Source organism: Oceanobacillus sp. CF4.6, assembly GCF_051262635.1.
GTDB lineage: Bacteria > Bacillota > Bacilli > Bacillales > Amphibacillaceae > Oceanobacillus.
In genome coordinates, this window is record NZ_JBIMEX010000007.1 from 71389 (window position 1) to 97622 (window position 26234).

General features: G+C 38.3%; 27 protein-coding genes and 1 riboswitch. Of the genes, 5 read left to right on the forward strand and 22 right to left on the reverse strand.

All coding sequences use genetic code 11. From position 1 onward, the window contains the following. Window positions 1-33: 33 nt before the first annotated feature. On the reverse strand, window positions 34-1551 hold the full coding sequence (locus tag ACHABU_RS12125; protein WP_435765149.1) for an acetyl-CoA hydrolase/transferase family protein: 1518 nt from the start codon (window positions 1549-1551) through the stop codon (window positions 34-36). A gap of 133 nt (window positions 1552-1684) precedes the next feature. After that, complete coding sequence (locus tag ACHABU_RS12130) at window positions 1685-2329, reverse strand: LytTR family DNA-binding domain-containing protein (RefSeq protein WP_435765150.1); 645 nt, start codon at window positions 2327-2329, stop codon at window positions 1685-1687. A gap of 253 nt (window positions 2330-2582) precedes the next feature. Between ACHABU_RS12130 and ACHABU_RS12135 the strand changes: the two genes are divergently transcribed. After that, window positions 2583-3644, forward strand: coding sequence for an NAD(P)/FAD-dependent oxidoreductase (locus ACHABU_RS12135; RefSeq protein ID WP_435765151.1), 1062 nt, complete (start codon window positions 2583-2585; stop codon window positions 3642-3644). 374 nt (window positions 3645-4018) lie between these two features. On the opposite strand, the gene ACHABU_RS12140 is transcribed toward ACHABU_RS12135, so the two are convergent. From ACHABU_RS12140 to ACHABU_RS12150, 3 genes are all read right to left on the reverse strand, one after another. Further along, window positions 4019-5707: a peptide ABC transporter substrate-binding protein gene (locus tag ACHABU_RS12140; protein ID WP_435765152.1), complete on the reverse strand. Its 1689-nt coding sequence runs from the start codon at window positions 5705-5707 to the stop codon at window positions 4019-4021. 209 nt (window positions 5708-5916) lie between these two features. Then, complete coding sequence (argH, locus tag ACHABU_RS12145; protein ID WP_435765153.1) at window positions 5917-7326, reverse strand: argininosuccinate lyase; 1410 nt, start codon at window positions 7324-7326, stop codon at window positions 5917-5919. Further along, window positions 7323-8579: an argininosuccinate synthase gene (locus ACHABU_RS12150; protein ID WP_435765154.1), complete on the reverse strand. Its 1257-nt coding sequence runs from the start codon at window positions 8577-8579 to the stop codon at window positions 7323-7325. Before ACHABU_RS12150 ends, argH begins: the two co-directional genes overlap by 4 nt. A 258-nt stretch (window positions 8580-8837) precedes the next feature. Between ACHABU_RS12150 and ACHABU_RS12155 the strand changes: the two genes are divergently transcribed. Next, window positions 8838-9239, forward strand: a complete 402-nt coding sequence (locus ACHABU_RS12155; RefSeq protein WP_435765155.1) for a DUF4395 domain-containing protein — start codon at window positions 8838-8840, stop codon at window positions 9237-9239. Between the two features lie 99 nt (window positions 9240-9338). On the opposite strand, the gene ACHABU_RS12160 is transcribed toward ACHABU_RS12155, so the two are convergent. The 10 genes from ACHABU_RS12160 to ACHABU_RS12205 all read right to left on the reverse strand — a co-directional run bounded on the left by ACHABU_RS12160 (window position 9339) and on the right by ACHABU_RS12205 (window position 17374). Next, a complete protein-coding gene (locus ACHABU_RS12160) occupies window positions 9339-9986 on the reverse strand; it encodes an SDR family oxidoreductase (RefSeq protein ID WP_435765156.1) in 648 nt (215 codons plus the stop codon). Window positions 9987-10075: 89 nt separating this feature from the next. After that, window positions 10076-10765, reverse strand: coding sequence for an LrgB family protein (locus ACHABU_RS12165; protein ID WP_435765157.1), 690 nt, complete (start codon window positions 10763-10765; stop codon window positions 10076-10078). Then, complete coding sequence (locus tag ACHABU_RS12170) at window positions 10758-11129, reverse strand: CidA/LrgA family protein (RefSeq protein WP_435765159.1); 372 nt, start codon at window positions 11127-11129, stop codon at window positions 10758-10760. Before ACHABU_RS12170 ends, ACHABU_RS12165 begins: the two co-directional genes overlap by 8 nt. A 121-nt stretch (window positions 11130-11250) precedes the next feature. Beyond that, on the reverse strand, window positions 11251-12075 hold the full coding sequence (gene pstB / locus ACHABU_RS12175; RefSeq protein ID WP_435765161.1) for a phosphate ABC transporter ATP-binding protein PstB: 825 nt from the start codon (window positions 12073-12075) through the stop codon (window positions 11251-11253). Window positions 12076-12127: 52 nt separating this feature from the next. Continuing rightward, window positions 12128-13012, reverse strand: coding sequence for a phosphate ABC transporter permease PstA (gene pstA / locus ACHABU_RS12180; RefSeq protein ID WP_435765162.1), 885 nt, complete (start codon window positions 13010-13012; stop codon window positions 12128-12130). A 1-nt stretch (window position 13013) separates the two neighbouring features. Beyond that, window positions 13014-13970 carry a phosphate ABC transporter permease subunit PstC gene (gene pstC / locus ACHABU_RS12185; RefSeq protein WP_435765163.1) on the reverse strand — a complete coding sequence of 319 codons (957 nt, stop codon included), beginning with the start codon at window positions 13968-13970 and terminating at the stop codon, window positions 13014-13016. Between the two features lie 103 nt (window positions 13971-14073). Further along, window positions 14074-15102: a PstS family phosphate ABC transporter substrate-binding protein gene (locus ACHABU_RS12190; RefSeq protein ID WP_435765164.1), complete on the reverse strand. Its 1029-nt coding sequence runs from the start codon at window positions 15100-15102 to the stop codon at window positions 14074-14076. A 192-nt stretch (window positions 15103-15294) separates the two neighbouring features. Further along, a complete protein-coding gene (locus tag ACHABU_RS12195) occupies window positions 15295-15666 on the reverse strand; it encodes an ATP-binding cassette domain-containing protein (protein WP_435765165.1) in 372 nt (123 codons plus the stop codon). Between the two features lie 277 nt (window positions 15667-15943). After that, entirely contained in the window at window positions 15944-16834 is an 891-nt protein-coding gene (locus ACHABU_RS12200) for a MerR family transcriptional regulator (RefSeq protein ID WP_435765166.1), read from the reverse strand. Between the two features lie 84 nt (window positions 16835-16918). Further along, entirely contained in the window at window positions 16919-17374 is a 456-nt protein-coding gene (locus ACHABU_RS12205; protein WP_435765168.1) for a GtrA family protein, read from the reverse strand. 192 nt (window positions 17375-17566) lie between these two features. After that, window positions 17567-17685: riboswitch (SAM riboswitch) on the forward strand. Between the two features lie 82 nt (window positions 17686-17767). On the opposite strand from ACHABU_RS12205, the gene ACHABU_RS12210 reads away from it, so the two are divergent. Both ACHABU_RS12210 and ACHABU_RS12215 read left to right on the forward strand, forming a co-directional pair. Next, window positions 17768-18877, forward strand: a complete 1110-nt coding sequence (locus ACHABU_RS12210; protein ID WP_435765169.1) for an iron-containing alcohol dehydrogenase family protein — start codon at window positions 17768-17770, stop codon at window positions 18875-18877. A 17-nt stretch (window positions 18878-18894) separates the two neighbouring features. After that, on the forward strand, window positions 18895-19704 hold the full coding sequence (locus ACHABU_RS12215; protein ID WP_435765170.1) for a MetQ/NlpA family ABC transporter substrate-binding protein: 810 nt from the start codon (window positions 18895-18897) through the stop codon (window positions 19702-19704). A gap of 73 nt (window positions 19705-19777) precedes the next feature. Here the strand turns inward: ACHABU_RS12215 and ACHABU_RS12220 are convergent, their stop codons facing one another. The 4 genes from ACHABU_RS12220 to ACHABU_RS12235 form a co-directional block, all read right to left on the reverse strand. Further along, window positions 19778-19924 (reverse strand): hypothetical protein, encoded by a 147-nt coding sequence (locus ACHABU_RS12220; protein ID WP_435765171.1) that lies wholly within the window; start codon window positions 19922-19924, stop codon window positions 19778-19780. A gap of 78 nt (window positions 19925-20002) precedes the next feature. Beyond that, window positions 20003-20422: an arsenate reductase (thioredoxin) gene (arsC, locus tag ACHABU_RS12225; protein ID WP_435765172.1), complete on the reverse strand. Its 420-nt coding sequence runs from the start codon at window positions 20420-20422 to the stop codon at window positions 20003-20005. Window positions 20423-20435: 13 nt separating this feature from the next. Continuing rightward, window positions 20436-21725, reverse strand: coding sequence for an arsenic transporter (locus tag ACHABU_RS12230; RefSeq protein WP_435765173.1), 1290 nt, complete (start codon window positions 21723-21725; stop codon window positions 20436-20438). Window positions 21726-21739: 14 nt separating this feature from the next. Then, complete coding sequence (locus tag ACHABU_RS12235; RefSeq protein WP_435765174.1) at window positions 21740-22084, reverse strand: ArsR/SmtB family transcription factor; 345 nt, start codon at window positions 22082-22084, stop codon at window positions 21740-21742. Window positions 22085-22323: 239 nt separating this feature from the next. Between ACHABU_RS12235 and ACHABU_RS12240 the strand changes: the two genes are divergently transcribed. Then, the gene (locus ACHABU_RS12240) at window positions 22324-23121 is read left to right on the forward strand and encodes an N-acetylmuramoyl-L-alanine amidase (RefSeq protein ID WP_435765175.1); all 798 of its coding nucleotides are present in this window, start codon (window positions 22324-22326) and stop codon (window positions 23119-23121) included. A gap of 20 nt (window positions 23122-23141) precedes the next feature. On the opposite strand, the gene ACHABU_RS12245 is transcribed toward ACHABU_RS12240, so the two are convergent. The 3 genes from ACHABU_RS12245 to ACHABU_RS12255 all read right to left on the reverse strand — a co-directional run bounded on the left by ACHABU_RS12245 (window position 23142) and on the right by ACHABU_RS12255 (window position 26205). Next, window positions 23142-23903 carry a glycerophosphodiester phosphodiesterase gene (locus ACHABU_RS12245; RefSeq protein WP_435765176.1) on the reverse strand — a complete coding sequence of 254 codons (762 nt, stop codon included), beginning with the start codon at window positions 23901-23903 and terminating at the stop codon, window positions 23142-23144. A gap of 67 nt (window positions 23904-23970) precedes the next feature. Further along, complete coding sequence (locus ACHABU_RS12250) at window positions 23971-24732, reverse strand: glycerophosphodiester phosphodiesterase (RefSeq protein WP_435765177.1); 762 nt, start codon at window positions 24730-24732, stop codon at window positions 23971-23973. Between the two features lie 81 nt (window positions 24733-24813). After that, window positions 24814-26205 carry an ABC transporter substrate-binding protein gene (locus ACHABU_RS12255; RefSeq protein ID WP_435765178.1) on the reverse strand — a complete coding sequence of 464 codons (1392 nt, stop codon included), beginning with the start codon at window positions 26203-26205 and terminating at the stop codon, window positions 24814-24816. Between the last annotated feature and the right edge of the window lie 29 nt (window positions 26206-26234).

Below are 26234 nucleotides of genomic sequence, written 5' to 3' on the forward strand. Positions count from 1 at the left end.
TCGACAAAATTCGGGAAGTGACAGGCACTGCCTTTAATTCTGTTCTACTAATACGCGTCGCATGGTACCTTGTTCTTTAAAATTTGTATGCCATGAGAATGCTTTTTCCAGCACATGAGGGGTCTGCCCTCCACGCTCAAGTGCTTCATTATAGTAATCCCATAATTGCTCCCGGTATAATGGATGTGCACAGTTTTCAATAATTAATGGCACACGTTCTCTTGGTGCCAAACCTCGAAGGTCTGCATAACCTTGCTCTGTGACAACTACATCCACATCATGTTCAGTATGATCGACATGTGAAACAAATGGAACAATACTGGAGATGTCACCGTCCTTCGCGATGGACTTCGTTACGAAAATTCCCAAGCGGGCATTACGAGCAAAATCACCGGAACCACCAATTCCATTCATCATCTTGGTTCCACTAACATGTGTAGAATTTACATTACCGTATATATCAAACTCTAATGCTGTATTAATGGAGATAATCCCAAGTCTACGAATAATTTCCGGCTGGTTGGAAATTTCTTGCGGTCTCAAAATCAATTTATCACGGTATTTATCAAAATCATGGAATACTTGCTCCATTTTTTTATCTGATAGTGTTAATGAGCAGGCAGATGCAAAGTTAACTTTACCCGCATCAATGAGATCAAATACTGCATCCTGAAGCACTTCAGAATAAACGACCAAGTCTTTAAACTCAGAATCAACCATGCCATGGAGTACGGCATTGGCAACAGAACCAATACCTGATTGTAGAGGCATCAATGATTCATTCAGCCTTCCAGCTTTGATTTCAGTACGTAAAAAATCAAGAAGATGGTCTGCCATCATTTTTGTTTCCTCATCCGGTGGAACAATCGTAGAAGGGGAATCCATCTGATGTGTAAAAACAATTCCTTTAACTTTTTTCCGATCAAGTGGGATCCCAATAGTCCCAATTCGTTGGTCTACGCTTGTCAGCGGAATCGGTTCACGCTCTCCCTGCTTACTCGGACTGTAAATGTCATGTAATCCCTCTAAAGATTCGGGTTGTGCTGTATTCAATTCGATAATAATGTTCTCTGCTGTTTCAGCAAAAGATAGTGAATTACCAACAGATGTGCTAGGAATCATTAATCCATCTTCCGTAATAGAAATCGCTTCCAATATTGCATAATCAACTCGGTCTATAACATCTGCACGCAATAGCTCAGACGTATGTGATAAATGCTGATCAACAAATAGATGCTCCCCTGTATTAATTGCTTTCCTCATGGAAGGTTCTGCCTGAAAAGGTAAACGCTTGTTAACAATTCCTGCTTCAGCAAACATTTTATCAATATTAGATCCTAATGATGCTCCCGTATATACGTTAACTTTAAAATCTTCCCCATTTTCTGCCCGTTTAACGAGTGCAGTCGGCACAGCCTTTGCATCTCCTGCACGGGTAAAACCGCTTAATCCCAATGTCATACCATCTTGAATCCAAGATGCGGCTTCCTCAGCGGAAACGACTAGGTTTTGCAGTTGTGAGTCATGTATGCGCTTTATTTTTTCTCCCATCCAAGATCCCCCTTAAATAATAACTAATTACTATTAATAATAACTAATTTTTCGAATTTATAGGAAAAATCGGATGAAGAGAGGATATTTTTGAATAAACCAATAGAAATTCAGGATAAAGCAGAAGTATTTTTCAAAAGCCTAGTAACTTTCGAAAATAGCTGGAATAAGATTGGCTAACCGGAATCCTGACATCATTGTCCATTGCCAATAAAAATGTGGAATGGGTGTCTGGATAGATTTCTTTAATATGATGTACATTTACAATAAAAGACCGATGGCATCGGATAAAATTTTCCCTCGGCAGCATGAATTCAAAATCCTGTAATGTACTGGTATGGGTACCCGAATACCCTTCAGAGAATACATGGGTTTTGCGATCTTTTGCCTCCAGGTAATTAACATCCATGAAAGGAATCGGCTTCCAACCATCCTCACTTCTGACAGTGACTACCGTTTTTCCCTCCGTGTATGCCGGGTAAATAGCCAAAACACATCCTTCAAGAACACCTTCAAAATGGAACGGTACTGCCATCCCATGATAAGGAACCCCCAAAACATCACGATCAACAAACTCAGATACTTTTTGTTCCGTAACAATTGCTTTATGTGCAAGCGTTCCCTGTTTGATGCGGTCCCCTTTTTGTATTTTCAAATCAATCCGCTTACTTCTGCGATAATAAAGATATTCATTTGTATTTGAAATAGCAATTGAAATTTCATCCGAAAAAAGCTCCCCAATCACTTCCAAAAGCGAATCCAAAGTCAGCCGTTCCATAGTGCCTGTCACTCCCCGAAATTTGTCGAATCCTGATTTATACTTAATTATTATAATTTGCTATATTATTGATGTATTCATTGTACCATCTTATTTTGATTCCTTTCGCACTAAAATGGATATATTCCAACTATTTCACGAAAGAAATAACCGAGGAGACATTCGACATGATTCGGGTGACACGGAGACTCAACTTTGGTAATCTAGTAGGGGTAGAACTACGTTAGCGTTTCATTACATAGGGGGTTTAGCCATGAAAAGGCTTGTTATCATTGGGGGCGGTTATGGAGGAATCAAAATCCTGTCTGGGATCCTTGATCAGCCATTACCAGAAGATATACATATTACAGTAGTAGATCGGAACCCATTTCGTTCATTAAAGACTGAATTCTATACGATAGCAGCGGGTACGGTTGCAGATCAGGATGTACGTGTGGAATTCCCGGAAGATTCACGTGTGAATTACGTTTTTAACGAAATTATAAAAATTGATACAGAAAAAGAACAGATAATATTTGATGATCCAGCGGCTACGATTCCCTTTGACTACTTAGTCATTGGTGTTGGCTGTGAGGATAATTACCATGATATTCCAGGTGCAGAAGAATTTACGGAGAGTGTACAAACCTTTACGAAGGCCCGTCATACAGGAATGGCAATTGGAAATCTAAAAGCCTACGGGAAAGTATCCATTATCGGAGCAGGACTGAGTGGTATTGAAGTTGCTTCGGAAATAAGAGAAAGCCGCCCTGATCTTAATATTCGCTTGCTTGATCGCGGCGCAACCGTTTTAAAAGCGTTTGATTCAAAAATCCAAAATTATGTAGAAGAATGGTTTATTAAAAATAATGTAGATGTCATTCATAATTCAACGATTGAATATGTTGAAAAAGACGGGGTATGTAACAATGGCGTATGCTATATAAATGACGTAACCATCTGGACTGCAGGTGTACAACCAAATCGTCTCATAAGGGAATTACCTTTTGAAAAAGATAATCAGGACAAGGTAGTCATTAATGCGTTCTATCAAGTACCAGAGAAGCAAAATATTTATGTAGTAGGCGATTGTGCATCTAGTGAGTATTCACCAAGTGCGCAACTTGCAGGGCTTCAGGGCGAACAAATTGCTGAAATTTTACTGGCAGTTTTGAAAGATAAAGAACCTAAGAAACCGAAGCCATTAAAACTAAAAGGCACCCTCGGATCTCTTGGCAAGTCAGATGGATTCGGAAACATGGTCAAAACACCATTGACAGGGCTGCTGCCGCGATTAGCAAAAACCGGTGTTCTCTGGTTGAGTAAAAGACATTAATACATAGAAATAGGGGAACCAGTATATTTTGCTGATTCCCCTTTTTTATTTACATAAAATTAACCTTGAATTTGCAGTATCTTAACTTTCTGACAGTATACTGAAAGTAAGATTTACTATTCCTTCCTGGAGGTGTCGCATGCGATTCCTTGCAAAGATAAGTATCAGTCTAGTAGCTGTCATGCTTTATTTGTTTTAATTTTTCTAAACGGTTCATTTATATTGGAACATTTATTTATAGTAGAACATTGAAGAAGGAAAGCCCTTTTAACCCCCTGGACTTTCCTATTTAAGCACCTTGGTTTCCTAATGCAATAAACATAGGACAGTAGTGATTACTGTCCTATGTTTATATTTAATTTCGATTTTTATTTTTATTCAGCTGAACCAACGTCAGCCCATTTATACTCATAAGTTGCTCCGAATGGATTTACAAATACATTTTCCACTTTTGGAGATACAAGCTGTGCTCTTGATGCTTGATAAATTGGTGCAATTGCTGCATCTTCAAAGAGAACTTTTTCAGCCTCCAGGAAGTTTTCGTAGCGTGCAGCATTATCTGTTGCCAATGTTGCAGCTGCATCCTGGACTAAAGTATCATATTCCTCGCTTGAGTAACCCATCTTATTATTTCCACTGTCAGTTGTCCAAAGGTTCATAAAGGTAAATGGATCAAGGAAGTCAGGGCCCCATCTAGAAACTTGAAGTTCATAATCCATGTTTGTATCTAAATCAAGGCGTTGCTCTTTCGGTACTTGTTTTAATGAAACTTCCAAACCTGGTAGATTTGTTGTCAACTGGTTGGAAATATATTCAACCATGATCTTCGTTGTTTCATCATCATCTACTAACATTTCTAATTCAACTGAATCTGTTCCAATTTCTTCTAAACCTTTTTCCCATAAAGCTTTTGCTTCGTCTACATCATATGAAACAAGATCTCCACTTACTTCACGGAAATCTTCACCAGATTCAGGCATTGGCGTAAAGTCAGCTGGAATAAGGCCGTTTGCAACAATGGAACCATTATTTAGGATGGTATCAACCATGGCCTGTTTATCAAAAGCTTTGCTTATTGCAGCACGAATATTTTCATTCGCCAAAGCATCGGTTGTTGTTTGATTAAATTTTAGGAAATAAACAAAAGTGTCAGCCGAAACAACATAATCATCAGCTGTGGAATACTGATCAACAAGGTCTGAATTTAAATCCACACGGTCAACTTCACCTGATTGATATAAATCAACAGCAGTCTGTGGGTCTTTAACGACTTCAAATGTCAATTTGTCCATATTTACAGTTTCAGTATCCCAGTAATCTTCGTTTTTAACAAGCTCCCATGAGTTACTCGTACTTTCCCAGCTGCTCATTGTGTAAGGACCATTTGCTAATAATGTATCAGCACTAGTTGCGAAACTATCTCCCTGTTCTTCAACAAATGCCTGATTTAGTGGGAAAAATGTGCCAAAAGTTGTAAGTGTTTCAAAGTATGGAGTTGGATTTTCCAATTCAACTACTAGTGTGTAGTCACCATCGGCAGTAACACCCAAGTCTTCAACAGGAGCTTCTCCTGAACTTACAGCTGTAGCATTTTTAATTACACCATTCATCATATAAGGACCATATTCAGACCCTGTTTCTGGATTAACGGCACGTTGCCAAGCATAAATAAAATCGTGTGCTGTCACAGGGTCTCCATTTTCCCAGACAGCATCTTCACGTAAATTAAATGTCCAGATTAAACCATCGTCACTTACTGAGTGATCAATTGCAATCCCCTCAGATGTTTGTGTGTCCTTATCTAAACGGTACAGACCTTCCATTGTAGCTGCCAAATATATAAAGGACGACTCATCTGTAGCCAAAGACGGATCCATGGTTGGAATTGCCTCCAAATTAGTAAAGTTAAGAACCTTTTCTTCTGCTTCAGAAGATTCGTTTTCTGTTTCATCGGTTGATTCCGATGAATCTGATGTATCAGAGGAATCTCCGTCAGAGCAAGCTACTAGTACAACCAATAGTAGTCCAAATGCTAATAATAATGACCAATTTTTTAACTTCATTTCTCTTTACCCCCTACTATTTTTCTATGTACTAAATAAATTTAGTCTAGTAATCTATAAAGACAATTATATATAGTATTCCGAAAATTGTAAAGAGATTTAAAATTAAGTATCTGAAAAAAATACGTCATTTTCTTATTATCAACGCTACTAATCAAAATAAAAAGCTAAGTCAGCTTATAGGAAACTAGACTTAGCTTTTTAGGAATTTAGATATTTTCTCCATGCTTACGAACCCATTCACTACTGGATTGAAACAATTCAACCGCTTTTTCAATCTGTTCTTCCACCCTGTTCTTTGCTGTACCACCAGCTACATCACGTGCATTGACCACGGTTTCTGGCTTTAATTTTTCAAATATATCTGCTTCAATTGTTTCGGAGAAGGATTTAAATTCTTCCAACGTTAGATCCAATAAATATTTATTATCGTTTATGCACTGTAATACAACTTGCCCGACGACAGCATGTGACTCTCGAAACGGCATTCCTTTTTCAACAAGGTAATCGGCAAGGTCGGTTGCATTGGAAAAATCCTTTCGAACAGCTTCATACATGTTTTCCTTTTTCACTTGCATCGTCTCAATCATTGGTGCGAAAAGCCCTAATGCACCTTTTAGAGTATCGACTGTATCAAACATTCCTTCTTTGTCTTCCTGCATATCTTTATTGTAAGCCAATGGCAAACCTTTCAACGTTGTAAGCATACCAACTAAGTGGCCAACAACCCTTCCAGTTTTTCCACGAACCAGTTCTGCTACATCTGGATTTTTCTTTTGCGGCATCATGCTGCTTCCCGTCGAGAAAGCATCATCGAGCTCGATAAAGCTAAATTCAGCGCTGGACCATTGAACAAGTTCTTCACACAGCCGGGAAAGATGGGTTGAAATTAATGATGCATTTGATAAAAACTCGACAACAAAATCGCGATCACTCACCGCATCCAGGCTGTTTTCACATATACCATCGAATCCCAATTTTTCCGCTACAAACTGACGATCAATGGGAAAAGTTGTTCCAGCAAGGGCTCCTGCACCAAGTGGTGATTTGTTGACACGCTTCCAGCTGTCCGTCAGCCTTTCCACATCCCTCTGAAACATGAACACGTATGCCATCATATGATGGCCAAACAATACTGGTTGCGCTCGCTGTAAATGTGTATATCCAGGCATCACAGTATCCAAATTTAATTTTGCCTGGGTATGAAGTGATTGTTGAACGGACACTACTAATTGAATAATCTCAATTAATTGCTCTCTTAAATAGAGTCGCATATCTAGTGCAACTTGATCATTTCTGCTCCGTCCTGTATGAAGTTTCCCACCGACAGCACCAACTTCCTCCATGAGAAGCTTTTCCACGTTCATATGGATATCTTCATGCTCCTCACTAAGTTCAGCCTCCCCGGACTCTATTTTTAAAAGAACGGTATGAAGTCCTTCAGCAATTTGATCCGCATCTGCTACAGGGATAATCCCACAGAATTTCAGCATTTCCACATGGGCGAGACTACCCTGAATATCATATTTTGCTAATTTTTTATCGAAGTTAATCGATGCCGTATATTCATCCACTAATTGATTGGTTGGTTTTGTAAATCGTCCGCCCCACAGTTTCACTTTTGAACAGCTTCCTTTACTTCCAATTTTACTTTTTCGATCGATTTAATTTTGGAATGTGTGCCATTTACGGAAGCATGAACTTTTGTTGGTAAGCCCCAAAGCTTAATGAAACCAAGTGCAGCATCATGATCAAACGCATCCGCTTTATTGTAAGTTGCCAAGTCAAAATCATATAGGGAATTTGCAGATTCACGGCCGATTACCTGTGCTTGACCTTTATACAATTTCACTTTCACTGTGCCTGACACATGCTCTTGTGTTTTAGTAATAAACGCCTGTAGTGCTTCTGTGAGTGGTGAATACCATAAGCCATAATAAACCGTTTGTGCTAGCTTTTGTTCAACGACAGGCTTGAATTCAGCAACTTCTCTCGGTAATGTTAATGCTTCGAGCTCCTGATGAGCAGCAATTAGCGTCATGGCTGCAGGTGCTTCATAAATTTCTCTAGATTTAATCCCAACTAGACGATTTTCCACATGGTCAATTCTTCCGACACCATGCATTCCTGCAATTTCATTCAGTTTCAAAATCAATTCATCCAATTGCATTTCTTTGCCATCCAAAGAAACCGGTTTCCCTTGATCAAATGTAATTTGAATAACTTCCGGTGCGTCCGGTGCATCCAATGGATCAGCCGTTAAGTCATACGCATCCTTTGGCGCCTCTGCCCAAGGGTCTTCCAAAATGCCGCACTCATTACTTCTTCCCCATAAATTCTGATCAATGCTGTAAGGACTATCCAAATTGATTGGAATTGGAATATTATTTTCTTTGGCATATTCAATCTCTTCTTCTCTTGACATTGCCCATTCACGTACAGGTGCAACAATTTTAAGATTAGGATTTAATGCTGTAAATGCCACATCGAAACGTACTTGGTCATTTCCTTTTCCAGTACAACCATGTGCAACAGCGGTTGCGCCTTCCTCTTCTGCGATATCAACAAGGATTTTTGCAATTAATGGACGGGAAAGTGCGGAAATTAACGGGTATTTCCCTTCGTATAATAAATTGGCCTGTAATGCAGGAAGTACATATTCCTCTGCATAAAGTTCCTTTGCATCAATCACATACGATTTGATTGCCCCAACATCCAATGCTTTCTTTTTAACAAAATCTAGGTCTTTTCCTTCCCCTACATCAAGTGCCACCGCAATTACATCATAATGATATTTATCCTGTAACCATTTAACTGCAACGGAAGTATCAAGACCCCCGGAATATGCTAATACAATTTTTTCCTTCGACATTTAAATTTCCCCTCTCTAATTGAGCTATTAATGAATTATTATGCATCATTTTGTATAATAATTCAATAGGTATTTGTACATTTGTTAAAATATAATTATTTATAAGATTCTGTAAATTATAAAGATATGCCCTCCATAATTTGGAACACACTTGTATTAAAGAAATAAAAGTAAATAAAAATATTTATTTATTCTAATCTCTTTATACACAGTAAACTACTGTGTATAATAAGCTATATATTAGGAAGGAGAATGTACATGAGTATTCCAAAACCGTTAGTTCAGGTAAATCAATCATTTATTGTTATAACCGTACTTTTAGCTTTCGTAATTCACCCGATTATTTTACTTTTGCCTTTCCTAAATGGCTTGTATACATTAATAACAAAAAAGAATCCAATTATTATGTTCAGCAAGCGTTTTCTAACAAAGCCACTGAATCAGTATCTCCAAGAAGACAGAGACCAACAGATTTTTAACCAATGGATTGCAACGATCTGTATTGGACTTTCCTTGACTTTCTTTTATCTTAATTTCACAACAGTAGGAATTATATTTAGTTTGATGGTTTTAGCCGCTTCAGGCATCGCGCTAATGGGCTATTGTATCGGCTGTACCATACGATACCGCTACATGATGTGGCGCTATAAAAGAACGTAAGCGTACGATCACTCTCCGTATTTCTTCGGTAAAGCTAGAAAATAGCCTTGTTTTAAAAAGCGCCAAGCCCTCTCTTACGAAGGCTTGGCGCTTTTTTAGTTATATTTTTTTTACGGCATCCGCGACCGAGGTTTCGCCTGACATCAGGTCAAATCCTTTGCGATAGGTGCTTTCTTCATTTAGGGAAGCAATAATAACCTTGGCTACATCCTCACGTGGAATGGAACCTGCCTCAAGATTTTCGGCTACACTCACCTTACCTGTACCTGGATCGTTTAATAACCCACCAGGTCTCACAATCGTATAATTCAGACTGCTTGCTTCCAGTATTTTATCTGCATAATGCTTAGCAACCATATATGGACTCATTGGACTGCCTTCCCAGCTTTCCCTGTTATGTGCTTGAACCGCACTGACAATGACAAAGCGATCTGCTCCAGCCTTTTCAGCTGCTTCCATTGATTTGACTGCACCATCCAAATCGATTAGCAATGTCTTGTCCGGTCCGGTACTTGCGCCTGAACCAGCTGTGAAAATAACCGCATCTGAGCCCTTTGCAGCCTCAGCAATTTCCGCGACACTTCCTTCAAGATTTCCCAGTACTGCATCGACACCAATATTTTTCATTGTATCTATCTGTTCTTTTTTCCTAACCATTGCTTTTACTGTATGTTCATCACTATCTTGAAGTAAACGTACAAGATGTTTACCAATCTGGCCATTCGCTCCGATTACAAGAACTTTCATTCCCACATCTCCTCTTTTACTTTAGACTTCCGAACTTATTGCCATTATTTCAAATGCTGACATGATTAGCAAAGAATGTGTTTTAAATGTTACATGATTAGGAATACCATGATTGGTGCTATTAAAGATACGATAACAGCACTCAACACCATTGCTATCGTACTTACGGACCCTTCCAATTGACTGGACTCCATTGAATGTGCCGTACCTATGGCATGGGATGCACTTCCCATTCCAACACCGCGACTAATTGCATGCTCAATGTTAAACAATTTAAATACCCATGGACTCATAACGACACCACCTATTCCGGCAATGATAACGAATACCGCAGCAAGTGACATGACCCCTCCCATTGAATCGGCGACAGCCATGGAAACTGGTGTGGTTACCGATTTCGGAATCAGCGAATAGATGATAAAATCATCCACCCCACTCCAGCCAGCAAGCAAAATTCCTGAAGACACGCCAACAATAGCACCTACAGTTGTTCCGCATAGAACTGGGACTATCAATTTGCTGATCAAGTGTCGCTGCTTGTAAAGTGGGTAGGCCAAAGCTACCACAGCTGGACCAAGCAGCTGATTGATCCATTCCCCTCCAATCATATAGGTAACATACGGGATATCAAAAACAACAAGTCCGGCGATGATTATAATGGAACCCAAGAAAATTGGCAGCGTAATCGGCGAAGTAATTTTCTGATGTAACTTCCATATAAGGATATAAACAATTAACGTAACAATAATCGATAAAAATCCAATCAATAAACTATTCATGTGGCAGTTCCTTCTTTCCGATCAACCACTGTGTGACCTTCGCAGATATCCCCATTACCAGAACAGTGCTGATTAGAACAATCAAAACTACCAATAGACCTTTTCCAGAAAAAAGGTCAAAATAATTAACAACACCAACCGTCACAGGAATAAAAAATAATGTTAAATGATTAACAAACAGTTTTGTCCCTTCCTCAATCCAAGCTATTTTAATCATGTTTGTTAAAAGCAATAGTAAAAGAATAATCATCCCGATCACACTACCCGGTACGAACAGATGGAATGTTTGCTGTATCCAATTACCCAGCAAAAAAATAATATATAATATAGCTATATGAATGACTATCTTATCGAATCTGAGCACTTCGGAACACTCCTATATGTATATGATTCATTCATTATAGCAAAAACAGAAGAAAATCTAACCCATCAACCAAAAAAAAGCTCCCTGCCATCTCTGACAAGGAGCATTCATTTTTTTTATTTTATCCAAACCTACCAGAAATATAATCTTCGGTTCTTCTGTCTGCAGGATTAGTAAAGATGTTATTTGTATCATCAAATTCTACAACTTCACCATTTAGGAAGAAAGCTGTTTTATCTGAAATTCGAGCAGCTTGTTGCATGTTGTGTGTCACGATAATAATGGAGTATTCTTTCTTTAATTCTTGTACCAATTCTTCGATACGCAATGTTGATTTTGGATCTAGTGCAGATGTTGGTTCATCCATTAAAATTACGTTTGGTTCAATTGCTAAGCAACGTGCGATGCATATACGTTGCTGCTGTCCCCCAGATAGACCATAGGCATTTTCAGTCAGACGGTCTTTTACTTCATTCCAGATGAACGCACCACGAAGGCTTTTTTCTACAATTTCATCCAATATCTTCTTATTACGGATCCCATGAATTTTCGGCCCATACGTAATGTTGTCGTAAATTGACTTTGGAAAAGGGTTAGGCTTTTGAAAGACCATGCCGACATGGGTTCTAAGGTCTTCCACTTTAAAGGACCTGTCCAAAATGTTTTTACCTTTGTACGTAATCGTTCCATTTGTACGAACAGATGGAACCAATTCCACCATACGATTTAATGTTTTAATATACGTTGACTTACCACAGCCAGAAGGCCCAATAATTGCTGTTACCTCTTTTTCATTTATGGAAAGGTTAATGTCTTTTAATGCATGTGTTTCCCCATACCAAAGGTTTAAATCCTTTGTATCATAAACAATTTCATTTCCTTTTGGTGAGTCATTATTTCCTTTTATATCAACCTTAACTTTTTTTCCATCATCCAAAGGACTCATTCATTTACACTCCTTCATGTTTATTACGGTTGCACTTTGTTAGTGGCAATTCTTAATATCTTTGTTGAAATTTATTTCGAATAATGATGGCGATCGAGTTTAACAAAAATAACAGTACTAGTAGGACAATAATTGTTGCGGCTGCTAAATACGCATATTCTTGAACAAGGGAGGAGTCAAGTGTCCAGTAGTAAATTTGCATTGGTAGTGCAGTAAATGTATCAAATATGCTTCCGGGGAATGGTATTAGTAATGCGGGTATACCCAATACTGTCAATGGTGCAGTTTCCCCAATAGCACGGGAAAGAGCTAAGATAGATCCTGTCAAAATCCCTGGTAATGCAGCAGGTAGTACAATGTTTTTTACTGTTTGCCATTTGGTCGCACCCATCCCATAAGAAGCTTCACTTAAATGCTGTGGCACTGCACGAATGGCTTCCTGAGCAGCTACAATTACAATAGGTAATACAAGAAGCGAGAGCGTTAATCCACCTGCAATAATAGCATTTCCAAAATCCATGGCTCTCACAAAAATTGTTAGCCCTAGCAAACCATATACAATTGAAGGCACACCTGCTAGATTGGATATATTAGTTGCCACTAAGGACTGAAATTTCCCTTGTTTTGCATATAATTCCAAATAAATCGCAGTACCAACCCCAATAAAAATAGTTACCGGAATAACAATAAGCATAAGCCAGGATGTACCTAAAATGGCCCCCATAATTCCAGCGCGATCTGCATTTGTTGATAGTCTTCCGGTCAAAAAGTTCCAATCAATCCATGCAGCACCCTGTGAAATAACACGAATCAAAAGAATGGCTAATACTACCAAACCGAAAAGCGTTGCTGCTAAAAATAATTGCTTTAATACATTATTTATAGTTACTCGGGAAGACATACGCTTTTGTACTTGTGCATCATCTACATATTTCATTTTAATATTCCTCCCTAAATTTACGAGAGACATATCTTGCAAGTAAATTCATTATTAATGTAAAGACAAAAAGTGTCATTGCTACAGCATACAAGCTGTAATATATCGTCGATCCAGCAGGCGCTTCCCCACCAGAGACTTCAACAATATATGCAGTCATAGTCTGCATAGATTGAGTTATGTCGAAAGTAAAGTTTTTGGAGCTTCCACTTGCAATAGTAACAATCATTGTTTCACCGATTGCTCGTGAAATTCCAAGCACAAATGAGGAAATAATTCCGGATAATGCTGCAGGAATTACAACCTTGAGTGTTGTTTCCAATTTTGTTGCTCCCAGTGCCAGTGCGCCCTCACGCATGGTATTTGGTACAGCAGTCATAGCATCTTCGGAAAGGGATGCAATCATTGGAATAATCATAACCCCCATAACAAGACCAGGGCTTAATATATTAGTTGCTTCAACAGCCGGGAAAATTGATCTAATGACTGGTGTCACAAACGTAAACGCAAAAAATCCGTAAACAATTGTAGGTATTCCAGCAAGTATTTCCAATAATGGTTTAAGCGTTCTTCTTACTTTTTCTGAAGCATATTCACTTAAATAAATTGCAGACATTAATCCAATAGGTCCTGCCACAAGCATCGCTATAATTGATGAAATAACGGTTCCTGTTATCAAAGGCAAAACACCAAATTCAGGATTTTGACTCAATGGTTTGAGTACAGTTCCCGTAAAGAATTCCCAAATCGGGACAATTTTAAAGAATTCAATTGACTCAGCTAATAAAGTATAAATAATTCCTACTGTTGTCAGAACAGAAATAGATGCAATGATAATTAATATGGTAGGAATTAATTTTTCCGTCACATTGGAAAAATTCCTCTTTTTTTTCTTCTCTGCAATCATTTCTCTGACATTAACAGCGTTTTTTTTGTTCAAATCGCTGTTTGTTGCCATTTTACGGAGCACCCCTTCCAGAGCTTAAAAGTCACAATAAGATGAGAGCAAAACTACCGGCTCTCATCTTATTGGACTTCATTTTCAATTTTTATACAAGTTATTATTTAAGACCTTCCAACTCTTCAACAAGTGCTTGTGCTTCTTCATCTGGGATTGGAGCAAATCCAGTTTCACCAGCAAATTCGTTTGTACTATTCATTACATATAAAGCATAATCAAGTACTTGGGCTTTTTCTGTAGCGTTGTTCGTGTTCAAGTAAGTGAATACTGGACGAGTGAAACCAGCATAGTCACCATCTTCAGCAATTGTATCTAGTGATGGTGCAACTGGACCGTCACCAAAGTCAACACTTACTGCATTAATTTTGTCCTGGTTGCTATCATAGTATCCAAATCCAAAGAATCCGATTGCGTTTGTATCTTCAGATACAAGTGTTACAAGTGTAGAATATTCTTGTTGTAAATCAATTCCTTCAACTAGATCTTGTTCTTCAAGAATATTTTCATAGAAGAATTCATACGTACCATGGTTTTCATTTGGACCGTAAGTTTGGATTTGTTCTTCCGGCCACTCTGGATTAATATCAGACCAGTTTGTATATTCACCAAGGAAAATGTCTTTAACCTGTTGCTCAGTCAATTCAGTTGCCCAGTCATTTTCAGGGCTTGTAACGATTGTTAAACCATCCAATGCAACTTTAAGTTCCATTACTTCTATACCAAGTTCATCTGCTTTAGCTTGTTCTTCTTCTTTAATTTGACGAGAGGCATCGTTAAAATCTGTTCCATCTTCCATAAGGAATTTTTCAAAACCAGCACTTGTTCCAGCGCGGCTTACTTCTACAGAAACACCTGGTTGTTCGTTGATCATATATTCTTCAGCAAGTCTAGCCATTAAAGGATAAACTGTACCAGAACCGTCAATTACTACGCTACCGTCTAACTCAGTTGATTCACTATCCGTTTCTTCTGTATCTTCTGATGCTGTATCTTCTGAAGCTGTGTCTTCTGAAGCTGCTTCTTCAGATCCTGTATCCTCCGTATTTTCTTCTTCTGACCCACCACAAGCTACAAGCACTACTGCTAAAGCTGCAACGAGTAGAAACATTAGGTACTTTTTGAATTTCATGTTAAATTGTCCTCCCCTGATTATGTTCTATTTTTGGGCTTGTTGTTTTGCCCTCAATTGATAGTATAGTAGAGAAATATTAAGGAAGTATGTTCCTTATGTAAATGTTTTGTAAAGTTATAGGGATATAGTCGCGTTTTTGTGGCCATATAACGCAAAAAACGGGCGTTTGACCGGTTTTTTCCATTCATGTTAATTCGTTGATGATTCTCTTTTAATTGTTTGTAACTCCAATTCACCGTCCGTAATTTTATAAACTTTATCACAATAATCTATTAGACGGGTATCATGTGTAACGATAATTGTTGTTTTATTATTTTGAACGGTTACTTCCTTCAACATTTCCATTACTTCAAAGGCGCGATCAGAATCCAAGGATGCTGTTGGTTCATCGGCAAGTATAATACTTGGATTGCTGTACAACGCTTTAGCGATGGCTACACGTTGACGCTCCCCACCAGATAAATCACTCGGGAAATTGTTTAATAGTTCATTGATTCCCAATGAGTGGTAGAGGTTATGAAGTTCATTCTCATTTAAATTATCCTGTTTTACTTTATCCAACAGCTTCATCTGCTTCCAATTTCAAATCCTTCTTCTATCAGTGAGTCATCTGCAATAACCTCTCCTTCATTTTGAAAAGCTTCCTCCTTCTATTATATTTGGCATAATGAATTCATCATCATTGATTCCAAATGTAGTGTAGATACATTTGCTTTTGTATTCCTAACAATTGCAATAAAAATAAGTATAAACAGTTTTTTATTACTTTCACGATGTGATCGTTGAGTTTCTAAATAAAAAAGAATCTGCAAGGTGTTGAAAACCCTTTACAGATTCTCTATTTTTTATTTACTTCTGTCATAATCTGCGACCAACTGTCGTAGGAACTATCTATATTCCATTGGCGATCTCCAATTTTAACTCCCTCTACCCCTAACCCTCCTACAATAAACTTTAATTCAGGAATGTTCACAGAAAGGACATCTATATATTTCTGAATGATCGTTTCATCTTTCTTACGGGATGTTGAGATCGCTATAATATCAATATCTTTTTCCTTTATTAGCCCTTCAAGTCCCTCCAATGGTGTATCAGCACCAATATATGTCACTGGATACCCTTTTTCATTTAAGAATAAAGTAAACAGTAGAAGGCCAATTTGGTGCTGCTCACCTTGCGGGCAGATTGCCATCACTTTTGGAAGGGTTGATGCAGTCTCGAATATACGAAAGAAATTCATAAATCGCTGTAGCACAAGATTGGTTATCATATGTTCTTGTGCAACGTGAATCTTCCCCTCTTCCCACGCTTTCCCTACCTTATACATTAACGGTACAATAATGGAATGAAAAACTGTCCGGTAGTGGAATTGAGAAAAACATAGATCAAGTAAAACATGGCATTTTGCTGTATCGAGATGGAGAACCGCATAATACAATTCCTCTATCTGCGCTTGATAATTTCCTTCTTCCGACACAGACATTGGAGAAGAAACAGAAATTTGTTCCTCTTTTAAGGAATGCAGCTGTTTAACAGCCTGACTTACCTTCATTCCATTATCCTGAACCTGCTTTTTTACCCATTTTAAATCGGTTATATTTTCTTCTGTGTACTCACGATGTCCGGAGGCTGTTCGTTCTGGTGTAATTGCATGATAGCGTGTCTCCCAGGAACGAATTGTAACTGTAGGCATGTCCAATATTTTTGAAACTGCTTTGATGTTATACATTTTAATACCCCATTTATAATAACTATATAATAACTATACAAAAAATATACATCAATTATTCATTAAAATCAAGAATGGGTAAAATTATTTAATCCGCTTCGATACGTTACGACGGAAAACAAAATAGCGCATAAAGAAAAAGCTCGCCGTTGAAGAAAGAAACATTGCAGCACCTTTGGCAATGTTATTTTGCACAAATACCGGTATTGAGAAAAGCCCTAGTAAAGCGATACCACCGATAAACACGAGATTGCTGATTCCGAGACTGACGAATGCCTGTATGCAAAAAAAGATTAATTCTTTCTTGTTTTTACTCGCTTTCTTCCTGAATGTCAGATTGGCATTGAACAGATAACTATTCGTGACCGCTAACGTATAAGCAATTGTATTAAATAATAGAAGGATTTCATTATTATCTGCATACCAAAAAAACAGCAGCAAGTTCAACGTACCGATATCAATAAGGGCATTCATCCCTCCTATTGCACTGAACTGCAAGACTTGGAATGTATTCTCTTTCTTGTTAGATTTCCGTATCATTTATGATTACACCTAATTCTTTTTAATTTGTAATTTTTTGCTTATTTTATCATAGTCTTGCTTATTCCACTATAATACAGCCAGAAATGCAATTCCCGTAATTTAATTTATTGGAAATTCCGTTTGTTCATAAAAAATGATTGACTTTTAAAAAGATTAATATTACGATGTAGAAACAACTTTATAACATAACTCTTATTGAGAGTGGTGGAGGGACTGGCCCGATGAAACCCGGCAACCTTTCTGGGAATTCTTTTTCCGATAAAGGTGCTAATTCCTGCAAAATACGTCTGTATTTTGGTAAATAAGAGGGGACTGCTATTATAAAACGCAAATGCCTCTCTTACCCGAGTGGCATTTTTTAGTTTCCCTAACATCAAAGGAGTGATACACATGTCAATTGCTACGGTGAAAGGATCACCGGGTCATTATCGAATTGGGGAACAGGTTCTAAACGAACTGAACAGTCTTCTTTCTGAACTGAATGTTAGAAAAGTGCATATTGTTACAGGCGAAAAATCATGGCGGGCAGCAAAGCCTTATCTGCCAGACGAATTTCATACGATCGATCCGAATCATATCACTTTCATCAAGGGGCATTGCACCATACAAAAAACAATAGACCTGGCAGGAAAGTATGATAATGAACATGTAGAAGCAGTTATTGGAATCGGTGGTGGCACTGTACTTGATATTTCAAAGGCGTCTGCTGCCCGAGCTGGTATAAAATCCATATTAATTCCAACGATTGCAGCGACCTGTGCCGCATGGACACCATTGAGTGTATTTTACCATGAAGATGGGAAGCATTCACATTATACAGAATTTCCTGTAGCAAATACACTCGTACTCGTTGAACCAGCGATTATTGCCAAAGCGCCGCTGAAATATTTAAAAGCAGGTATCGGCGACACACTAGCTAAGTATTACGAAGCGGATGCTCTTGTAAATTCCTTTTATAAAGGTGTGGAACTGCCGATTTGGCTGCAAGTCTCCCAATTTACTGCTAAAATTTGTCGTGATATTCTTTTAAAGGATGGAAAAGCAGCATTAGATTCCGTCAAAGAGGAACAAGTAAACGACGAATTGATCCGTGTTATCGAAACCATCATACTGACAGGAGGTATGGTTGGAGGATTTGGCGGCAAAGCAGGAAGAATTGCTGGTGCTCATTCCATTCATAATGGATTAACGGAGGCAGATGAAGTGAAACGTTTCCTTCATGGTGAAATCGTTTCTTATGGAATTCTCATTCAACTGGCTTTAGAAGGAAAAGAGAGTGATTTAAAAAAACTGCTAAATTATTATGATGAATGGGGATTCCCAGTAAATTTGAAGAGTTTAACCATCGATGCTGAAGACGAAGAACTTTTAGGAAGAATCACCAAAAAAGTATTACTACCAGAGGAATCCATTCATTTTATGGACATTGAAATTACAGAAGATACTGTCTTAGCAGCATTTCATACCGTAGAAAAGCTAACCTATCAAAAAGCATACTAACAGAAAGAGGGATGATGATGAAAAAAGGACTATTTTTAGGATTTGTTGTTTTACTTATAGGATTATTGGCAGCATGTGGTGGATCGGATGAAGTAGAGGGTCTGCTAGAGGATGATAAACTAACTGTTGGTGTAACCGCAGGACCACATGAAGAGATACTGGAAAAGGTTGCAGAACTAGCTTCTGAAGAAGGAATAACCATTGAACCTGTAGTATTCAGTGACTATGTTATGCCGAATGTAGCATTATCTGAAGGTGAAATTGATATAAATAGCTTCCAGACAGAGCCATTTTTTGATCATATGAACGAAGAACGTGGTCTAGAACTAATTAAAGTAGCCGATACAGTAACTTTTCCAATGGGAATGTATTCAGAAGAAGTAACAGACCTTAAAGAATTGGAAGATGGTGCACGTATTGGACTTCCGAATGACCCAACTAATGGCGGACGTGCACTCTTACTTTTCGAACAAGCTGGTTTAATTACAATTGAAGAAGGCTTAGGTGTTAATGCTAGTATCAATGACATTGTAGAGAATCCAAATAACTTTGAATTTATTGAACTTGATCCTGCTCAAATACCTAGACAACTTGGGGAAGTTGATGCAGCTGCAATTAATTCTAACTTTGCACTTGAAGCTGGGCTTCTTCCAGGAGAAGACTCTATCTTCATCGAACAGGATTCTCAATTTGTGAACCTGATTGCTGTACGAGAAGAAACGAAAGATGATGAAGTTGTTCAGCAATTTATCGATCTCTACCAAAGTGATGAAGTGAAGCAGTTTATTGACGAAAACTTCGAGGGTTCCGTCGTACCTGGATGGTAAGAATAAAAGCATAAATGCCCAATTGAATCATTAAAATGTAAAAAGTGCGGATCTATTATGATCCACACTTTTTTTATTTTTTATCTGTAATATACTCATTCGGTGCTTCGCCATTCTCAGAGTTATGGTTCTTATACTGACTTTTTCGGCCATTACGTTGCTCACCGGTGTTTTCATTTTCTTTAAACTGATTGTTGTGCTTCTTCTCTTTATTGCTCATTTACGAATGCCTCCTCCTACCTTACTATCCCTAGTTTTGTCGAAGTGAGGTGTTTTATTCATGTTGAGCATTAAAGATTTACTCACCTGTCTCTGCAAAACGTTTAATTCGATCTCCTATTTCATCGCGTACGCGTTGGAAAACTTTCCAAACTTCTTCTTCAGTTCCCTCTGCTTTTGCCGGATCATCAAAACCCCAATGTTCCCGTTTTACTTGAGGAGGCGTCATTGGACAGCGGTCTGCTGCATCCCCACAGAGAGTCACAGCCAAGGTAGCATGATCTAAAAATTCCGTGTCGATTTTCTCTGATTTTTGATTCGATATATCCACCCCGGCTTCATTCATCGCTTTAACCGCATTAGGGTTCAAACCGTGTGCTTCAATTCCAGCACTTCTAACGGACCATTCATCACCAAGGTACTTTTTTGCCCAACCTTCTGCCATTTGGCTTCTGCATGAATTGCCAGTACATAGAAAATAGATTGTTTTTTTATTCATTCTGTAACCTCCATTAAAAAATTAGTAATGTTAAGTACAGCCCAATTAATGTAATAAATAAAATGGGTACCGTTAAAATAATTCCTGTTTTAAAATAGGTCCCCCATGATATTTTAACTCCCTTTTTCGATAGAACATGGAGCCATAATAACGTTGCAAGTGAACCAATCGGTGTTATTTTTGGTCCTAAATCAGAGCCGATAACATTAGCATATATTAATGCTTCCCGAATAACTCCGGTTGTATCTGTTTCAGCTATTGCGATCGCATCAATCATCACAGTAGGCATATTATTCATTACCGATGAAAGGATAGCTGCAATGAATCCCATCGACACAGTAGCAACGAATAAACCTTGTTCCGCTGCAGTCTGAATAATGCCCGCCAGTACATCCGTCAATCCGGCATTACGCAGTCCGAAAACAACGACATACATTCCGATGGAGAAAAATACAATGTTCCACGGTGCACCTTTAATAACAGCCTTCGTATCCACTGCCTTGCTTTTCCTTGCCATCAGAATGAAAAATATTGCTATGACTCCCGCTACAATCGATACAGGTACCTGGATAAACTCACTGGCAAAGTAACCAATCACCAATAGCCCAAGTACATACCATGATAATCGGAACATTTTATGATCCTTAATTGCTTCTTCCGGATCTTTTAATTTGGATACGTCATAATTTTTAGGAATACTTTTTCTAAAGTAAAGCAATAACACTAGAATCGTTGCAGCTAATGAAAACAGGTTAGGTATGATCATACGTGATGCATACTCCACAAACCCGATATCAAAGAAATCAGCAGATACGATATTTACAAGGTTACTTACTACAAAAGGAAGTGACGTCGTATCTGCAATAAATCCACTTGCCATAATAAATGGAAAAATCATTTTTTCACTGAAGTTTAAATTACGAACCATAGCTAGAACAATAGGTGTTAGTATTAACGCCGCTCCGTCATTTGCAAATAATGCAGCAACAACAGCACCTAATAAGCTAATGTAAACAAACATCTTGATTCCATTTCCTTGCGCAATGCGCGCCATATGTAGAGAAGCCCACTCAAAAAGTCCAATTTCATCTAAGATTAATGAAATCAGAATGATGGCAACAAATGCCAACGTAGCATTCCATACAATACCCGTCACTTCTGCTACATCACCAAAGTCCACTACGCCTACAATCAGAGCAAGTACTGCTCCTCCAACCGCAGACCAGCCGATGGACAATCCTTTTGGTTGCCAAATTACTAAAATTAAAGTTGCTATAAATATTAATACTGCTAATACTGACAAAACAATACCCCCAATTAACAACAGGTTATACGATTCCCCTGTTCTTCCAATTCTTTTATTTTATCCTCCTGATTAGGAAGCTGGTTTAGAATTTGTTCAATAAATGGATAGTATTCATTACTTTTATTAATGGAATAAAAGATCCATTGTCCTTTACGCTCTTCCAAAACAAGCCCTAAATCTTTCAATTTCCTTAAATGTTGACTAATCGATGATTGACTCGTCTTAAATATCTCAACAAATTCACATACACAACAAGCTTGATTTTGAAGAATTTTCAGCATCGTTAATCTTGTTTTATCACCTAATAATTTTAATAATAGTGCTGCCTTTTCCATTTCTATAGCTGTTTGTAGCACGTTCGTTCACCGCCTTTTGTATCGCAGTATTAGTATATAATGATTCGCTTATATATTCAATAGGAAATGATCAATTAATAAACTTTACATTAATTTCCCGATTGGTCACCCCCTCTTTTAAAATTCCTTCGATTGTAGTTATGAATAGGAGGTGACAACCGTGGAACTTACTTAAATGGCTAATTGTCCAACTCGAAAATAGGACTCATCCATACACTAATTATTAGGAGGAGATAGTAATGAAACTGTATTTAGATCCTGGCCATGGTGGAACGGATCCAGGTGCCTCGGGATATGGCTTAAAAGAAAAAGATATTGTATTGGATATCGCTTTTCGAATACGTGATATATTAACCGGTGACTACAAAAATGTAAGTATACGGATGAGTCGAACAAATGACAGTACCAAAAGTTTGCGTCAACGAACAGATGAAGCGAATGCATGGGGCGCTGATTATTACTTATCCATCCATTGTAATGCTTTTAACGGGGCTGCTGAAGGATATGAAGACTTTATTCACAATAGTCTACAAGCTAACTCACAAACTGCAAAGTTCCAGAATATCCTGCATGAGGAAATCACAAAAGTAAATCAGTTGCGAAACCGCGGTCAAAAGAAAGCAAACTTGCATGTTCTTCGTGAATCATCCATGCCAGCCTTTCTATCGGAGAATGGTTTTATTGATCACCCCGGTGACTCCGCATTAATGAAAAAGAATGCATGGAAACAAAATGTCGCACAAGGGCATGTAGATGGATTGGCCAGAGCCTTCCAGTTAAAACGTAGAGAAAATGTTACAGATTCAGGAAACCTGTACAAGATTATTGCAGGTTCCTTTAAATCAAAGAATCATGCTGATGATCGTTTATCACTTCTGCGTTCAAAGGGGATTGACGCTTTCTTGGTTAATGTGACTATTTCAGGAGTAAGGTGGTATCGTGTACAGGCGGGAGCATTTTCTAGCAGAAAGCATGCAGAAAATCATTTGCGAACAGTAGAAAACACAGGAGTATATGCAATTATTGTTCAAGATTAAATGGGGGAAAGTGCCTTCATTTAATCTCTTCCCAATAACTGCTTCGTAAATGCAATATCGTCTGTAAAATATCCATCAACACCCAAATCGTTCACTCGTTCTTGTTCTTTTTTCTGTGTATGCATGTCGGTGAAAAACACATGTACTTCTTTTCCTTGGCTGTGTAATTGATTCACACTTTCTACATTTACATCTGTTGATTCCATGCCGATATACGGATAATCGACTGACAATGCCTCTCTAAGATTGAATTTTCCTTTACCAAAAAGCAATGTTAATGGTATTTCAGGAGCAAGTTCACGTATTCTTTCCAGGCTGGTTTGAGAGAATGACTGGATGGTGATCAAGCCCTTCGTAATTATTTCATGCTTATTCAGTAATTCAATGAAAGGCTCCTCCATCACAGCCTCGCCATCAACCAATCTTGTTTCAATGTAATAATGTTCCGTATCTGAAAAAACGTTAATAATTTCCTCTACGGTTGGAATTTCTTCTTTTATCGTTTGATTATTAAAAACCTCTACGGTTGTAAAAGACTTTATTTCACTCCGTGTATAATCAGAAACATTCCCTGTTCCAGTTGTTGTACGATCAAGCGATTCATCATGCATAGCTATAAGCTTGCCATCTGCTGTCATTCTCAAATCAATTTCCAGGGCATCTACCCCTTGTTCTGCAGCAATTTGATAAGCTGGAATGGTGCTTTCATTAAACTGATCATTCGCTCCACGATGAGCAATAATTTTCGGCGAATCAACAATGCTCGATGGCGCTGATTCCATCTCTCCCAGAGCAAACCAGCTGACCAGGCTCACAATAAGTATAAGTAGAGACAGAATAGTTATTTTTTTATACAAATGCTTTTCGCTCACTTCTAAAGAACAGCGCTTTTTCCGGGAAGTCTGTAATAATTGCATTCACCTTTAAATCGAGCAGTTGCTTAATTTGATCACGATCGTTGGCCGTCCAGACTCGGATACTCGAATACATATCTCTCCAAGGGTATGAATTTGTTAATAAAACATCCTTAGATACATGCAATGCTTCTAAATGAAGGGTTCGTATATAGTCCTCTGGTAGTGAAATATGGTGATCCAGCAACCATGCGATACCAGCATTCTGATCCAGTTCTTTTATGCGCAATATGCTAGGTAGATGGAACGAAGAGTAAATGACCTTCCGTCCATTCCCATATTGCTCCACAAGTGAAAGCAACTTTTCTTCCATACCTTCGTAATGAAACATATTTTTCTTCAACTCAATATTGAGCTCAATATCGTATGGAATTAGTAGTTCCAGGACTTCTTGCAGTGTCGGCACTTGTTCAGATATCCAAGATTTCTCATCGAATAGCTGAAAGTTTGAATATTTAATTCCTGCACTGTATTTTTTAATTTCTGCTAATGTGCAATCTTTAATATAACCTGTTCCATTTGTTGTTCGATCAAGGGTTTCATCATGAATGACGACAATTTCTCCATCCTTTGTCATCTGTACATCCAGCTCCACCCCATCCACACCTTGCTTCACCGCTTCATGAAATCCAAGTAACGTATTTTCAGGAAAAGTCGCCATGCTGCCACGATGCCCATATACTTTTGTCTCGCTCATATAATAAACACTCCCCTTATTATTAGGAAAGAGAATAAAACAGCAATCGCCATTTTATCTTCCTCCCTTGCCTTTTTGTACTTATTCGCCTCTGGCTTTATTCGCTTGTTCAATCGCGGTATTAAGCTGCTCTACCGCTGTACTGTATGCTTCATCCACATCTCCGCCGTTATATACAGTTTCAAGTGCTGTCTCTATAATTCTGCGTTCTTCTGGAATCATATCCATCACAGCACCTTGAGTAGCATAAGAAGGGTTTGTCGCCTGAAGCTGATCCACAGTTACTTTCAATTGCGGCATTTCAGCATGAGCATCCTGTACAACTTGTTCATCGTATGCTTCTGGGTTAATTGCAAAGTAACCCGTTCCAACATGCCATTCAGCTTGAATTTCAGGAGACTGGACAAACTTCATGAAATCCCATGCTGCCTGTTGTTCAGCATCATCCTTACCTTCTGACATCCAAAGGCTTGCACCACCAATAACAACACCTTCACGTTCTACGTCTTCTGGATGAGGCAAAAATGCAATTCCCACTTCAAAAGGTGCATTGTCAATAACATCTCTTGAACTTGCTGAAGATTGTAGGAACATCGATACATCACCGGCTAAGAATCCAGCCATCATATTATCTCCATTTGTTCCATAGTTTGCAAAAGTTCCATCATTGTTCATGCGTTCAACCCATTCAAAAATTGATTTCCCCTGTTCTTCAGTAAAACCAATTTCTGTCGGTGTATCTCCACGCCCATTATCATTATTTAATAGTAATGCCCCTTGATTTGCCAGTAATTGTTCAAATAACCAGCCATAAGCCTGCAATGCAAAACCTTTCATTTCCGGATTACTTTCAACAATTGCTTTCCCCGCTTCTTCCACTGCTTCATATGTTTCCGGCGGCGCTTCGGGGTCTAAACCTGCTGCCTCAAAAGCTTCTTTATTGTAGTACATTACAGGTGTAGATGAATTAAATGGCATCGAATAAAATTGATCATCAATTTTATAGTAATTAACAATATTTTCTTCCAAGTGGTTCATATCATAGCCTTCAGCATCAATAAACTTTTGAATCGGCTCAATATTCCCACTGTTAATCATCGACATCGTACCAATTTCAAAAACTTGAATCATTGTTGGTGCACTTTCTGTTCCAGCAACACTATGAAACTTTGTTAATGCTTCATCATATGTACCCTGATATTCCGCATTAACCTGTACCTTGTCTTGGGAGCCATTATATGCATCAACAATTGCATTTAATGCTTCCTGTCCAGCTCCTCCCATAGCATGCCAGAAAGTAACAATTTGCTTTTCTGTGTTTGCTTCACTCGATTCCTCCGATGTGGTTTCAGATGCTTCTTCCGCTGGTTCATCAATAGAAGTAGCGGAATCTTCCGACGCTTCCCCTTCCGAACTACATGCTGCGATGAAGAGTACAAGTCCTAACATGAGTAATGCAACTAACTTTTTCATTCGTTTTAACACTCCTTTTATATGATGGA

Excerpts from the sequence above, each read along its gene's own strand:
- ACHABU_RS12205 (WP_435765168.1), bottom strand. The coding sequence starts at position 17,374 with ATGATACGGAAATCTAACAAGAAAGAGAATACATTCCAAGTCTTGCAG.
- pstA (WP_435765162.1), bottom strand. The coding sequence starts at position 13,012 with ATGAAATATGTAGATGATGCACAAGTACAAAAGCGTATGTCTTCCCGA.
- ACHABU_RS12150 (WP_435765154.1), bottom strand. The coding sequence starts at position 8,579 with ATGTCGAAGGAAAAAATTGTATTAGCATATTCCGGGGGTCTTGATACT.
- ACHABU_RS12215 (WP_435765170.1), top strand. The coding sequence starts at position 18,895 with ATGAAAAAAGGACTATTTTTAGGATTTGTTGTTTTACTTATAGGATTA.
- pstB (WP_435765161.1), bottom strand. The coding sequence starts at position 12,075 with ATGAGTCCTTTGGATGATGGAAAAAAAGTTAAGGTTGATATAAAAGGA.
- ACHABU_RS12240 (WP_435765175.1), top strand. The coding sequence starts at position 22,324 with ATGAAACTGTATTTAGATCCTGGCCATGGTGGAACGGATCCAGGTGCC.
- ACHABU_RS12155 (WP_435765155.1), top strand. The coding sequence starts at position 8,838 with ATGAGTATTCCAAAACCGTTAGTTCAGGTAAATCAATCATTTATTGTT.
- ACHABU_RS12250 (WP_435765177.1), bottom strand. The coding sequence starts at position 24,732 with ATGAGCGAGACAAAAGTATATGGGCATCGTGGCAGCATGGCGACTTTT.
- pstC (WP_435765163.1), bottom strand. The coding sequence starts at position 13,970 with ATGGCAACAAACAGCGATTTGAACAAAAAAAACGCTGTTAATGTCAGA.
- ACHABU_RS12200 (WP_435765166.1), bottom strand. The coding sequence starts at position 16,834 with ATGTATAACATCAAAGCAGTTTCAAAAATATTGGACATGCCTACAGTT.
- ACHABU_RS12140 (WP_435765152.1), bottom strand. The coding sequence starts at position 5,707 with ATGAAGTTAAAAAATTGGTCATTATTATTAGCATTTGGACTACTATTG.
- ACHABU_RS12210 (WP_435765169.1), top strand. The coding sequence starts at position 17,768 with ATGTCAATTGCTACGGTGAAAGGATCACCGGGTCATTATCGAATTGGG.
- ACHABU_RS12220 (WP_435765171.1), bottom strand. The coding sequence starts at position 19,924 with ATGAGCAATAAAGAGAAGAAGCACAACAATCAGTTTAAAGAAAATGAA.
- ACHABU_RS12160 (WP_435765156.1), bottom strand. The coding sequence starts at position 9,986 with ATGAAAGTTCTTGTAATCGGAGCGAATGGCCAGATTGGTAAACATCTT.
- ACHABU_RS12165 (WP_435765157.1), bottom strand. The coding sequence starts at position 10,765 with ATGAATAGTTTATTGATTGGATTTTTATCGATTATTGTTACGTTAATT.
- arsC (WP_435765172.1), bottom strand. The coding sequence starts at position 20,422 with ATGAATAAAAAAACAATCTATTTTCTATGTACTGGCAATTCATGCAGA.
- ACHABU_RS12135 (WP_435765151.1), top strand. The coding sequence starts at position 2,583 with ATGAAAAGGCTTGTTATCATTGGGGGCGGTTATGGAGGAATCAAAATC.
- ACHABU_RS12130 (WP_435765150.1), bottom strand. The coding sequence starts at position 2,329 with ATGGAACGGCTGACTTTGGATTCGCTTTTGGAAGTGATTGGGGAGCTT.
- ACHABU_RS12190 (WP_435765164.1), bottom strand. The coding sequence starts at position 15,102 with ATGAAATTCAAAAAGTACCTAATGTTTCTACTCGTTGCAGCTTTAGCA.
- ACHABU_RS12245 (WP_435765176.1), bottom strand. The coding sequence starts at position 23,903 with ATGGAATCAGCGCCATCGAGCATTGTTGATTCGCCGAAAATTATTGCT.
- ACHABU_RS12125 (WP_435765149.1), bottom strand. The coding sequence starts at position 1,551 with ATGGGAGAAAAAATAAAGCGCATACATGACTCACAACTGCAAAACCTA.
- ACHABU_RS12255 (WP_435765178.1), bottom strand. The coding sequence starts at position 26,205 with ATGAAAAAGTTAGTTGCATTACTCATGTTAGGACTTGTACTCTTCATC.